The sequence below is a fragment of the Algoriphagus marinus genome (assembly GCF_001936475.1).
GTDB lineage: Bacteria > Bacteroidota > Bacteroidia > Cytophagales > Cyclobacteriaceae > Algoriphagus > Algoriphagus marinus.
On record NZ_MSPQ01000003.1, the window covers coordinates 13346 to 26961 of the forward strand.

Annotated in this window: 10 protein-coding genes; 8 read left to right on the top strand and 2 right to left on the bottom strand. The window is 37.7% G+C overall.

What is annotated here, in order from left to right; genetic code table 11:
• The first annotated feature begins 34 nt into the window (after positions 1–34).
• The 4 genes from BVC88_RS06840 (at position 35) to BVC88_RS06855 (ending at position 3148) form a co-directional block, all read left to right on the top strand.
• On the top strand, positions 35–739 hold the full coding sequence (locus BVC88_RS06840) for a hypothetical protein (protein WP_075349926.1): 705 nt from the start codon (positions 35–37) through the stop codon (positions 737–739).
• A 308-nt stretch (positions 740–1047) separates the two neighbouring features.
• Positions 1048–1572 (top strand): nuclear transport factor 2 family protein, encoded by a 525-nt coding sequence (locus BVC88_RS06845; protein WP_075349927.1) that lies wholly within the window; start codon positions 1048–1050, stop codon positions 1570–1572.
• A gap of 242 nt (positions 1573–1814) precedes the next feature.
• Positions 1815–2819 (top strand): NADPH-dependent aldehyde reductase Ahr, encoded by a 1005-nt coding sequence (gene ahr / locus BVC88_RS06850; protein WP_075349928.1) that lies wholly within the window; start codon positions 1815–1817, stop codon positions 2817–2819.
• 26 nt (positions 2820–2845) lie between these two features.
• The gene (locus BVC88_RS06855) at positions 2846–3148 is read left to right on the top strand and encodes an EthD family reductase (RefSeq protein WP_075349929.1); all 303 of its coding nucleotides are present in this window, start codon (positions 2846–2848) and stop codon (positions 3146–3148) included.
• 80 nt (positions 3149–3228) lie between these two features.
• On the opposite strand, the gene BVC88_RS06860 is transcribed toward BVC88_RS06855, so the two are convergent.
• Both BVC88_RS06860 and BVC88_RS06865 read right to left on the bottom strand, forming a co-directional pair.
• Positions 3229–3951 carry a LytR/AlgR family response regulator transcription factor gene (locus BVC88_RS06860; protein WP_075349930.1) on the bottom strand — a complete coding sequence of 241 codons (723 nt, stop codon included), beginning with the start codon at positions 3949–3951 and terminating at the stop codon, positions 3229–3231.
• A gap of 5 nt (positions 3952–3956) precedes the next feature.
• Positions 3957–5903, bottom strand: coding sequence for a histidine kinase dimerization/phosphoacceptor domain -containing protein (locus BVC88_RS06865; protein ID WP_075349931.1), 1947 nt, complete (start codon positions 5901–5903; stop codon positions 3957–3959).
• A gap of 1160 nt (positions 5904–7063) precedes the next feature.
• On the opposite strand from BVC88_RS06865, the gene BVC88_RS06870 reads away from it, so the two are divergent.
• Genes BVC88_RS06870 through BVC88_RS06885 form a run of 4 tightly spaced genes read left to right on the top strand, consistent with a single transcriptional unit; the run spans position 7064 to position 13586 of the window.
• Positions 7064–8434 carry a sensor histidine kinase gene (locus BVC88_RS06870; RefSeq protein WP_075349932.1) on the top strand — a complete coding sequence of 457 codons (1371 nt, stop codon included), beginning with the start codon at positions 7064–7066 and terminating at the stop codon, positions 8432–8434.
• A 17-nt stretch (positions 8435–8451) separates the two neighbouring features.
• Entirely contained in the window at positions 8452–12150 is a 3699-nt protein-coding gene (locus tag BVC88_RS06875; protein ID WP_075349933.1) for a sensor histidine kinase, read from the top strand.
• 6 nt (positions 12151–12156) lie between these two features.
• Positions 12157–12540 carry a response regulator gene (locus tag BVC88_RS06880; RefSeq protein ID WP_075349934.1) on the top strand — a complete coding sequence of 128 codons (384 nt, stop codon included), beginning with the start codon at positions 12157–12159 and terminating at the stop codon, positions 12538–12540.
• Between the two features lie 11 nt (positions 12541–12551).
• Positions 12552–13586: an adenylate/guanylate cyclase domain-containing protein gene (locus tag BVC88_RS06885; RefSeq protein WP_075349935.1), complete on the top strand. Its 1035-nt coding sequence runs from the start codon at positions 12552–12554 to the stop codon at positions 13584–13586.
• Positions 13587–13616: the final 30 nt, after the last annotated feature.

Here is a 13616-nt window from a genome sequence, read left to right on the forward strand (position 1 = left end):
AATTTTTAATTCACAGAAGGAGTTAAAGTTAGTTATGCCTTGCCAGGGAGATGAGTATGTCGTCCGAGAGTGGTTAGTCTATAAACTTTATAACCTACTAACCCCTTTGAGTTTCAAGGTACGGCTAGTCAAAGTTCAACTCGAGGAGGAGGGAAAAACTAAAAACGATGACGCATTTTATGGTATCCTATTGGAAGATGAGACCAAACTAGCAGAGAGAAACGAGATGATTCCATTGAAGCGTAATATGAAACCCTATCAAACTCAAGTTGATCAATTCAATTTGATGGCCGTTTTCGAATACTTAATTGGAAACACAGATTGGTCAGTACAATATCGGCAAAATATAAAATTGCTTTATGAAGGTGATTCCAAGCTGCCGTTTACGGTTCCCTACGACTTTGACCATGCTGGAATTGTAAGTGCGCCTTATGCGCTTCCCACGAAAGAATTGGGGATAAAGTCCGTTTGTGAAAGAATTTACCGAGGATACTGCATTGAAGATTTGGATAAGTTTGAGCCTATTATTAATCGATTCAAAGCAATGAAAGAGGAGATCTATAAGTTATATGAAGACTCAGAGTTTTTAGACCAAGCATACATCGAATCGACTATTTTATATTTAGATGACTTTTATGCCACACTAAATGATGAAAATGTTTGGCGGAAGGATTTTGGTTATCCATGCGACCCAAAAGGCACAGGAAATGTGGTAATCAAAGGATTAAAAGATAATTAGTACGATTAGGCCAAGCTCATCTTTTTCTGGTTTTTCATTCAGTTGAATTTTAACCCTTGATTTTTTCTGATGCGCTAACCCCAAAGTCAAGCAATTATTTAGAACCCCAAAGTCCAATTTGCATTTGGCCTGAGTCTTAATTCACCCCAGCTAATTTTGGAATTTCACTAAGAAATTACTATGGTAAGTTATAAGCAATGCTGGGACAATTTTATGATTACTTTGTCCTAAATAGTTTCTTTTTCCCATTGAAAATCAATTAATTATATCACTTAATTAATCTTTTTAAATTTAAACTCTTTAGAATAATGAAAACATTAAAAGCAACTTTGATTATCGCATTTTTTATGGCGTGGATGCCATTCACCACCCAAGCGCAGCAAGGGGAAGTAACGCTGGAATTTACTAATGCGGCAACCGCACTTGAGCTAGTTCAAAATTATACCAAAGCACTTCAGGCAGGTGATGTAGCCAAAATGGATGCCCAACTTCACAGAGATGTCATGGTATATGGTTTGGGTGGAGCATTGGATTCACTTACCAAAGCTCAGCACAAGGAATATTATACTACCAGTACCAACCAATTCAAGCATACACTGAGTAATGAACTTTACCTTCCCGTCAAAGTGACCAACAACTGGAATGAGGGTGAATGGGTTCTGTCTTGGGGGGTAAATACTGTCACAGATAAAGTGACTGGCAAATCCATCAGAATCCCTTACCATACTGCCACAAAGGTGGTAGATGGGAAAATTGCAACAATGAATTATTGGTATGATATGCTGAATATCCTTACCCAGCAAGGATATGAAGTTAAACCACCAGCCAACTAATACATAATTTTTTAAAACGTTATTTTTTTGGACCAATGTTTCTAGTACTTTTTAATTACTAGCAGCATTGGTTTTCTTTTGAATTTGCAAATTTTCATCAGGATTGATGCTTTGGGAAAATATGCAACTTCGTTTGGACAGAATAAACAGCTTCTAGTCCCTGATAGGTTTTCCTTTTTAATTGAAATGAATAGCTTATACTCCTGCCTGAATTTTTAAACATTTATTAAATCAACGAACTAATGAAAGTATCAGCATATGCGGCTAAAGGGCCAAATGAAAAATTAGAGCCATTTACCTATGAAATGGGTGTGTTGGGAGCAGAGCAGGTTGATGTTAAAGTGATTAATTGTGGAATCTGCCATTCGGATTTAAGCATGATGAAAAATGAATGGGGGATGACCGCCTATCCGATAGTTCCGGGGCATGAGATTATTGGTGAAGTTGTGGCAGTCGGTAGTTCGGTCAAAAATGTCAAAATTGGAGACAAAGTAGGTGTTGGTTGGTTTTCCTCCTCCTGTATGTCTTGCCATGAATGCATGGATGGGTCGCACCATTTGTGTACATCAGCAGAATTTACCATTGGAGGAAGACATGGTGGCTTTGCCGACTATGTGCGAAGTCATTGGTCCTGGGCGATACCGCTACCTGAAGGGATTGACTTAGATAAAGCTGGCCCACTGCTTTGTGGAGGGATTACTGTATTTAACCCGATCATTCTGGCTGATGTAAAAGCAACAGATAAAGTTGGAGTAATTGGGATTGGAGGACTTGGTCATATGGCCCTTAAATTCCTTAATAAATGGGGCTGCGAGGTGATTGCATTTAGCTCCACTCCAAGTAAAAAAGAATCAATTCTTGCTATGGGAGCTACTAGAGTTGTAGATTCAACAAATCCTGATGAATTAGCATCAATCGCAGGGTCTTTAAATTTTATTCTTAATACAACGAATGTGACCTTAGATTGGGATTCATATTTGACAGTTTTAGCCCCAAAAGGTAAGTTTCATAATGTAGGTGCGGTTTTAGAACCTTTGGCGATTCCGGCATTTTCTCTTATCACAGGAGAGAAATCTGTAGCAGGTAGCCCACTCGGGAGTCCTGCTCTGACGCGAACTATGCTGGAATTTTGTGTACGACATCATATCTATCCCATAACAGAGGAATTTCCAATGGTAAAAGTTAATGAAGCATTTGCACATCTTGAAGCTGGAAAGGCAAGATTTAGAATTGTATTGAAAAATTAGTATAACCACAAAAACTCAAAAAAATCATGTTAAAAGTAACCGTACTCTATGGGCATCCTACAGATCCAGCAGCTTTTGAAAGCTATTATGCTTCTTCCCATATGCCACTAGTAGGTAAAATGACTGGATTTGAGAAAGCTGAACTCACCAAGTTCTTGCCTAATCCGGACGGATCCAAACCTGATTACTATCGAATGGCTGAATTATATTATGCAAGTCCTGAAGCAATGCAAAAATCTCTGGGCTCACCAGAAGGAAAAGCAACTACTGGTGATCTAGCTAATTTTGCTACCGGTGGCGTCAAAATGCTGGTAGGAGAAGTTGGGTAGGATTATCTGACAACTTTAAGTCTATTATTCTAAGGATAATTAATAGTAGTCGAATGAAAATTTTATTTATCAGATAAGAACTAGACTTTATTCACCAACCTAAATAAATCCTCCTTGTATTGCTTGCCAATCGGGAGGATTTTTCCTTTCAATTCCACATGGGTTTCTGTTACCGCTTCTAATTTTGAAAAATTCACCATATAGGATCGGTGGATTCTGACAAAGCGTTTAGGGTCGATTTTTTCACAAAGCTTATTCAAAGGACTCACGATCAAATAGTCTTGCTGGGAGGTAATTATTTTGCAATAGTTCCGTTCGGCTTCTACCCAAATAATGTCATCGAGCATAACCTTGATTAATTTATTTTGATTTCGGATAAAAATCCTATCCTCATGTGATTCATGAAAAGAATTTTCTTCTGCTTCTTCTTTGGGAGTTTCCTTGATCCTTTCTTCAACCAAAGCAATAGTCCGCTCTAAGTTTTGCTTGTTGAATGGTTTGGAAATGAATGCAAATGGATGAGTATTTTTAGCTTTTTGAAAAGTGGAATCATCCTCGTTGGCAGTTAGGTAAATAATTGGAATATCCAGAACTTTATGAATTTCATGCGCCGCATCTATTCCATTGGATTTGCCTTTTAGCTGAATATCCATCAGGATCAAATCTGGCTTGGTTTCTAAAGCATGGTGAATTGCCTCCTCCGCCTTGGTTTCAATACCGGTAACTTCATAGCCAAGTTTACTCAGTTGTAAACTGATATTAGCGGCAATAATCATGTCATCTTCGACGATTAATATTCTCATTTTGGTTAGGCTGCTTTGTTTAAAAAAAATGTAAATGAAAAGGCTGTTCCTGGAGATTTGACCAAGGTCATTTTTCCATCAAGTTGTCTTGTTAGCAAGCTAATCAGCTCGCTCCCAAATCCAGTTCCTTGGGGAGTTGAATTTGAAACTATTCCTACTCCGTCGTCAGCGACCTCTAGAAATAAGGCATCCTCTTTTTCATAAAGACTGATAAGGATTCTGCCTTTTTCCTGATCTGGAAAAGCATATTTGAGTGAGTTGGAGATTAATTCATTTACAATTAACCCTATTGGTATAGCCATGTCCACATCCAATTCAAGAGGTGCCATTTCAATGTCAAAATCGATTCTTTTCTTGGCATCAAAGGTGTCAAGGATAAATCTTCCCAATCTTTCAAAAAACTGTTTCATTTCTACTCCCTTTAAGTTTTTCTCTCGGTAAAGCTGCAAATGAATCATCCCCATACTTTGAACTCGATTGTATGTTTCTTCCAATACTTGCTGAAAGTGGCGATTATCAATTTTTGCGATTTGGAGGGAGAGTAAACTAGATATAGTTTCAAGATTGTTTTTGATTCGATGATGGATTTCTTTCAATAAAAATTCCTTTTCTTGATTTTTCTTTTCTAGTAGTGCTGAATAGGATTTATTCCTCAGATAAACCCGATATACCAAAGACAGAATGATCACTAGGACTATAGCAAGGGTAAGGTAGAGAACTTGCAAAATCCGCTGACGACTCAGTTGGGATTCTTGAAGGTTGATCGTATTTTCTTTTTGCGCGACCTGCATTTCTGTCTGAAGAGTTGCGATTTGTGCTTCTGCTTCAGAAGTGAAAACATCGCTTCGGAGTTGATGCGCAATCCTAGAGGCTTTCAAGGCACTTTCAAATAATTTAGAACCTTCATAAGCCTTACTTAACTCCTGGTATACCAAAGTCAGGTAATACTTATCTCCAAAATTCTCCTTTGCTTTTTCAATACTTGTATTCAAGTATTTGGCAGCCTGACTGTATTCCCCTGCTTCGTTACTCACTTTTCCCAAAGCGAGATAGGATCTCATTATCATAAAGTCATTCTCAAGTAATTCTGCATATCTAAGCGCATCCAGACCTGACTTTTTTCCCTCCGAAAAATTCCCCGCATTAGCATGAAGGTTGGCCAAAGCGATATAAGTATCACTGAGATTATTGTAAAAACCATATTGCTCTCCAAGTTGGACAGATTTCTGAAAATAAGGAAGAGCCTCGTCTTGGCGCTCCAGGTCCACCAGGTATTGTCCGACGAGGTGAAGTGTGAAATCATAATCCAAATCATTTATTCCTCTTCTTTCAAATATTTCTAATGATTTGATTCCATAAAAAAATGCGGATTCAAATTTCCGCTGTTTCCAAAATAAATTGCTCATATCGGAATAGGCCATAGCAATAGCCTTTTGATCTTTGTAAGTTTCCCCTATTCCAAGCGTTTTGGAAGCATATTCAAAAGCCTCCCCAAGCATTCCCCTACGCTCATACACATAGCCTAAGTTGGTATATAATAACCAAGCTTCTTGCTCGGGAATCATTGAAATAGCTTCGTTGAGGACTTGCTCTGCTTCATCTAATTGCTCCATTCGAAGAAGAATTGCTCCCTTGGAAACCAGCAATCTACCCTTCCAATACGTCTCATCACTTTCTACGGCTTCTCTTAATCCTAGCTCTATAATATCTAATGCTTTTTTGAGGTTTCGAGTATGATAATAGTACCCCAAATCATTTAAAATTTGTAGCCTAAGCGGGGAGAATTCAGGTATTTCCGAAACGCTATTCTCAAGGTTGTCTAGATAGTCTGATTGAAAATTATCTGTAGCTACAAAAACCTCTTGATATCGAAGCTTTCCCCTTTGATTTTCGATTTGGGCGAATAATACAATAGGTATCAAAAAAATCCAAAAAAAGAAAAACCTCTTCATTTCTAAATGTACTAAATAGAATTATATCAAGATCAGTATTCTGTATTTAAAATAATCTAATGGGGAAGAATTTTATGGGATTGGGGAAGTACTACGTCTATTTTGTCCTAAGACAATTTTTTTATTGATCCTTTGACTGCATATTTAATCAGATAGACTGTTCACAATTTCAGTTCTGGAATTTAAAGATCTAAAATTGTTTGTACTCGTCTCATTTCTGATCCAAGCATTTGCCTGTGAAGCGAAGATGCACTACACAGACTTATTTTATGGAAATGAAAATTATCAATTCTAATATTGAAATTATGTACCTGAGAAATTAGAAGATTCCGTTCAAGAAATTTAAAATATGCTGATATAAACTTTTTTTAATAAGAATCCTCGTTGATGGCTAAAACTGATATAAGACTTAACATGAGCTATTAATTCCGTTTTAAACTAAACTTAAAATGGCAGTGAGGACTAAAGATGATGTTATTGCTAGAATGAAAAATCAGGATTCAACCTGAGGAGATTTATAAGCAATAACTCATATTTTTTAAATAGCCGGGAAGACCTTTTTTGGGTGATTAAGGTTCTTCCCGGTTTCTTTTGATCTAATTCCATGTTTTTACTAATCAAAACATAAGAGCCTTGGACCTTTTTTTAAATCAGAAATTAAGATATCACCTCTTCGAAACAGGAATTATCCGCTTTATGCAAGTAACCAAATAGGCTAATCCATCAACCATTTTACCTATATCCAACCAAAAAATGGAAAATGTAATGCTTTATTCACTTTCCTGTCTATATAACTGAAGTCCATCCATCAATTATAAAGCATTATAATTATCTTAAAGTCTTGTATTAGTATTAAGCATCTACTTGGTGTGTTTCAAAAATTTAATTGACAAGATGAAACTGTTTTTTTTGGTTTTATGGAGTTAGTTTTTTTGCCGCATACTTTGGTAAAATGTAAAAAGAGCAAATTGATAGTACTTCTGAGGCATATCGCGAGATCTCATGAAAGAACGCTTACTGTAGAATACTCGCTTACATCCGGGAAAGAAGGATTAAATCCAAGCTCGGAATTTATCATATTTCTCACTTTTAATGAGGGGCATGAATAGTTTAAATTAACTTTAAACTAGGAATAGCCAGAAAAAAGTATCTTACCGAGCATGAACGAGATTAATTTTATCACCATCATTATCGCTTTTTATTTGAGAAAGCCACTTGGGTTAGAAAAAACCCCTAACAGGTGGAGGTCTCTATTTACTTCTATCATGGCTGCGGCTGTAGCACTCATAGTGATAGATGTAGTAAGTGAAGGTTTTAACCTGCTTTTGATGGTTAGTACGTTTGCTTTGATAGGGACTTTGATTTTCATGGTTTTCAAGTATTCAGAATTTCATTTTCGTAAGAATCTGATTTTTGCCTTACTTCCTTTAATAGGCACAAAAGCTATTTCCCATTTAGCAGAACTGATCAACCATACCTGGTACATCAGGTGGGTAACATACTTTGAGACGGCTGAATTCTTTGCTTTTATCTGGGCTATTGCCATGTGGATTTTAAACAGGAGGCAGGCTAAAGCGCTTGAAAAAGAGCAGCAAAAGGCGATAATAAAAGAGCGGGAATATCAGATTGCAGCAAAGGTTAAGGACGAATTGGAGATACAGGTAGCCGAAAGGACCAAGGAAATAACTAAGCAAAAAGAAGAATTGGAAGCCGCTTTGGAAGTGTTAAGGTCTACCCAGGATCAGTTAATCCAATCTGAAAAAATGGCTTCTTTAGGAGAGTTAACAGCAGGAATTGCACATGAGATTCAAAATCCTCTAAATTTTGTAAATAACTTCTCTGAAGTCAGTAATGAATTAATCCAGGAGATTAAGGAGGAACTATCCAAAGCGCCTGCCGAAAGAGATCAGGAATTGATAGCAGAGATCTTTAGTGATGTGGCGGATAATCTTTCCAAAATAGCATATCATGGAAAACGAGCTGATACAATTGTGAAAGGAATGCTTCAGCACTCCCGTACGAGTAGTGGAGTCAAAGAACTGACCGATATTAATGAATTGGCTGATGAATATTTAAGGTTGGCTTATCATGGCTTGAGGGCAAAGGATAAAACTTTCAATGCTGATTTTCAGACTGATTTTGATGATTTACTCCCTAAAGTAGAGGTGATTTCACAAGATTTTGGTCGAGTATTACTCAATCTGGTTAATAATGCTTTTTATGCAGTCAACGAAAAAAAGCTTAAACTCAAGTCTGATAATAGTGCGGAAGAGTATAAGCCTTTTGTTAAAATTACCACCCGAAGAAATCGAAATAAAATTCAAATAAAAGTGGAGGATAATGGGATGGGGATGCCTGAATCAGTAAAACAAAAAATCTTTCAACCTTTCTTTACTACCAAGCCAACGGGTCAAGGAACTGGCTTAGGTATGTCGCTTAGCTATGATATTGTCAAAAGCCATGGCGGAGATATTCAAGTGCAGTCGGAAGATGGAAAAGGCACTCAAATCCTTATCGAACTTCCAACTTAAAATAATTATATTTATACATGTTGAAAGACGATCAATTGTTTAATTCAAAGTCGCTTTTTATACTTTTTCTAGTTTTGACTTTCTCCTGTCAGTCAGATAAGGATATTCCCTTTCCTGAAAATCCCTCAGGATTCGAAATCCCAAAGGCTTTCCCTTTTAAAATACCTGATGGAAAACCGATCACTTGGAAAGAAATCCCTAAAGACAGCGTGCCTAAGGGAAATATAATGAGGTTTGATCTGGATCGTCTGCCCTCTAAACCATTCTTTCTTGAAGAAGAAACTCCGCTCAAAAAACCAGTTGAGAAAACTACTTTCGATTGGGATAAACTAGAGGAATACCCCTTTAATTTAATATTAGAGAGTGATTCTTTGGAAAGTTCAATAGTTAGACTTCCTGAACCTATTATCACGCCGGTCATCACCCCACTGAAATTAGAAAATGTCAATGCAGGAATTCTAAGCCTTTCCAACGGACAAGGACTGCCGGGGAATATCATTTTCGCACAGATTATTAGTCCTGATGGAATTCATTGGATAGCCACAGAAAAGGGGTTGGTTAAGTTTACCGGTTCTGAGTTTCACCTCTATCCAATCGTAAAAAGTGACTTTTCTGGAGCTGTGAACACGATATCGGATTTAGATTTTGCTCCCGATGGCAAACTGATAGTGTCCAGTTTCCAAAAAGGAATAGTTATAGTCGATTTGGAAAAAGAATTAGTAGAAACTATTGAGTTGTCTTATGGATTTTCAAGGGGAAATGTAGACCGGGATGGTAATTACTGGGGAGGAAGAGTGGTGGATGAGCACAAGTTCATTGACTTGAAAAATCGGACGGTATCCAATCTTGATTTGAAAGGCTTGAATTTAGGAATCAATAATTCACTGGGGTCCTTCATTGATTCAAAAAACAATCTTTGGTTAGGCTTAAGTATTGGAGTTGGAATTATTGATGCTGATCGAAAAAAGATGAAGCTTTTCGATCAGGAATCCGGATTGAAAACTTTTGCTAACTATGATTTCACTGAAACTTCCTCTGGAGAAATTCTTATATCATCCTTCTCGCCAGGGCTTTCCAGTATTTCATTAGAAAATTCCACCATCACTAGATTAGCGGCTGAGCAAGGATTTGAAGGGGCTCCCATTTCAATCGCTTTGGATAAAGAAGAGAATATTTGGATCGGCTCTAATCAGTTTTTCAGTATTTACAGGCCAATAAAAGGAACTATAAAAACCATTGATACTAAATCAAATCTCACAGGTCAGGGGCCACCTGCGGTCAATATATTTGATCAGGAGGGAATGTATTGGTCTGGATCTTGGCTGCAAGGGCTCACGCTCTATGATCCCACTGGAATGGATTCCAGACATTTTACAACAGATGATGGGCTAATCAGCAATGATACTTGGGGAATCTCTGAGGATAGCAAGGGCCGTGTTTGGTTTGGGACTTATGAAGGATTGATGATTTACAATCCAAAAGATCATACGCTAAAGGAATTGATTATTCCCAGAGATATAGGCCCAAATAGACTAAGCGGAATTAATAAAATAGGTCAGGATTTATTTTTTATTGGTTCGATAGGTGGCTTTAGTATACTGGATGTCAATTCAAATTTAATTACCTCCTACAAAAGCAATTCAGAAACAGCTCAGGCCAACTGGAGAGGTATAAAAAGCAGTGATGGTTCAATTTGGATTGCGAGCGATAACGGAGTGATAGTTTTTGACCGGTCAAATATGACTATGAAAAAATTGGATGCATTTTCTGGTTTAGCCAGTAACACCATTTGGGGAATTAAAGAAGATGCCGACAAAAAAATGTGGTTGGTTAGTGATTCTGGAATCAATAGGATTGATACTGAGAAAAATACCTTGAGCTATTTTGGGGTACTCGAAGGACTTCCTTCCAATGATCAATCTATTCTCTTGTTAACTGAGGACAGGCGATTAGTAATAGGTGGAGCTAAGGGAATCTCTATTATCAATAAAAGCAGGGACTCCATCACCCTTATCAATAAATCACATGGTTTAATTCCGGAGGGATTATATGACATGGTGGAGTCAAAAGGCAGGCTCCATCTTGGGACAGAAAATGGAATTGTAGTGATCGATGAGCCTCAAAAAGATGATCCAAACCAAGCTTGGAGATTTTCAAATTTTGGAAGAGCCGAGGGGTTTCCCTTTACTGATTACAATCAATCTACAGGCTTTGTCACCTCAGAAGGAAAGGTTTGGTGGGGAGCATCTCCTATTTTGACTGTAAATCTTCAGGATCCAATTACAAATTCCAGCACTGATGCGAAAGTAGAAATGACGGGAATCAAGGTGATGGATGAATCGCCCTCTTTTTTCATTAGATATCAGAAAGTTGAAGACTTAGCCATTCCGGATAGTCTTGATTTGGATAAAGGTGAATTATCAGATTATCTCAATGAAAATAATATTCGATGGGATAGCTTAGATAAGAAAACTAAAATGCCGGTTGGTTTGGTTTTGCCACATCATCAAAATTCCCTGACTTTTCTTTATTCCAACCCTACAATCAAAAGTAGAGATGAAATAGAATTCCGATATGTGCTTGAAGGATCCGATGAGGACTGGTCTGAAATCACCAAAAACTCCGCGTCTAAAACGTATTTCAACTTATTACCTGGAGATTATACTTTTAAAGTAATCACCAAAGGATTTAATGGAGTTTGGAGTCAGCCTGCTTCATTCTCATTTATTATTAAATCTCCATGGTGGCTTACCTGGTGGGCATTTTTGATCTATGCATTTTTACTAGGCTTGTTGATCTATACTATTGTTCAGATCAGGTCTTTTTATCTCAAAAAGGAAAATCGAGTATTGGAGGAGCGAGTCCAACACCGTACTGCTCAGTTGAATAAATCCATTGAGGAATTGAAATCTACTCAAGAGCAATTGATTCAATCCGAGAAAATGGCCTCTTTGGGAGAGCTCACTGCCGGGATTGCTCATGAGATTCAAAATCCACTCAACTTTGTGAATAATTTCTCCGAGGTGAGTAATGAATTGATCCAGGAGATTAAGGAAGAGCGCGTCAAACCAAGGGAAGTGCAGGATCAGGAATTGATTGATGAGATATTGAATGACATAGCCGATAACCTTGAAAAGATTAATACCCACGGCAAACGTGCAGATTCTATCGTGAAGGGAATGCTGCAGCACAGTAGAAATAATTCTGGACAAAAAGAATTGACGGATATCAATGCTTTGGCAGATGAATATTTGCGACTTAGCTATCATGGATTGCGTGCTAAAGACAAGTCATTTAATGCGGACTTTAAGTTGGACTTGGATCCGACTCTTCCGAAAATTGAAGTTGTGCCTCAGGATATTGGCCGTGTTGTACTAAACTTAATCAATAATGGATTCTATGCAGTATCTGAAAGGCGACAAGAACTGGCTATCCAAGGTAATAGCGAGCATGCTTCTTATAAGCCAACAGTTTGGGTAAGTACCAAAAAGCTAGATAAAGGCATAGAGATTCGCATCCGGGATAATGGAAAAGGAATACCAGAAGAGATTAAGGCGAAGATTTTCCAACCATTCTTTACTACCAAACCGGCAGGAAAAGGAACTGGTCTAGGTTTATCAATGAGCTATGAGATTATTACCAAAGGTCACAATGGGCAGCTTTCGGTTCAAAGTGTTCCTGGAGAGTTTACTGAATTTATTATTATTTTAACTTAAGAAAAGATGACAAAGATTTTAATAGTTGATGATGAAAGAGATGTAGAGACACTTTTTCGACAAAAGTTTAGAAAGGAAGTCCGTAATGGAGATTTAGAATTGGCTTTTGCTTTTTCGGGAGATGAGGCACTTCGGATATTAAGTGAGGACGAGCCTCCAGAAGTGGTGTATGTTTTTTCGGATATAAATATGCCGGGAATGACTGGTTTGGAATTATTGAAAAAAGTAAAGGATAAGTTTCCTAATATTAATGTCAGTATGATTTCTGCCTACGGCGATACTGAAAATTATCAAAAGGCAATGAGTTCAGGTGCAAAAGAATTTTTCACTAAACCAATTGATTTTGATTCTCTTAAGAGAGAAATTGTAGGGCTGATAACAAAGAAATAAAGAGATTAAGGATGATTAAGATATTGGTAGTCGATGACGAGGCGGATTTGGAAATCCTGATCAAGCAAAAATTCCGAAAGCGAATTCGTGAAGGAGAGCTGGAGTTTTTGTTTGCACTGAATGGCCGAATTGCGCTTGAGGTTCTGGATGCTAATAAGGACGTAGATATGATCCTTAGCGATATCAACATGCCTGAGATGGACGGATTGACATTGCTTTCTAAAGTCAAGGAAAAACATTCTCTACTGAAAACTGTCATCATTTCGGCTTACGGAGATATGGAGAATATCCGTACAGCCATGAACCTTGGAGCTTTTGATTTCATCACCAAGCCGGTTGATTTTCAGGATTTGGAAATCACTATCGAAAAGACTAGCCAATACATCCATCAAGTCAAATCGACTCTTAAAGCCCTAAAAGAAAACAACATTCTCAAGATGTATGTGGATGAAACCGTTTTGAATTTCATGGGCAATCGTGAAATCGAATCCGGAATCTGGGAAAATGAAACGATGGAAGCAGCAGTTGCTTTTATTGATCTTTGTGGTTTTACGGCTATCTCTGAAAATGAGGAACCGAACCTCGTCGTAGGTTTGCTCAATGAGTATTTTGACCTGATGGTTCGTGAAATAATGAATGAGGGAGGAATCATTGATAAGTTCATCGGAGATGCAATCATGGCAGTATTCAAAGGGGAAGATTATCAGGCAAGAGCACTTCGGGCCTGTATAGCTATCCGTAATAAAATGAATGCGCTTCCTGTCTTTTCAGAAAAATCAGGATTCAAACCTAATGTCTCCATTGGGGTCAATAGTGGTGAAATGGTCTCCGGAAACATTGGTTCTATTTCCCTAAAAAAACTTGATTTTACAGTTATTGGAGATACCGTCAATGTCGCCTCTAGATTACAATCCAAGGCAAGTCCTGGTCAAATCCTGATTTTGGATAAATACGCAAACGCAGTCCCTGACTTTAAATGTAATAGTATTGGACAAATGGAGCTGAAGAATAAAGCCCTACCAGTGAATGTTTGGGAGGTCGAATAGACCATAAGAAGACTCATTTTATATACTTGA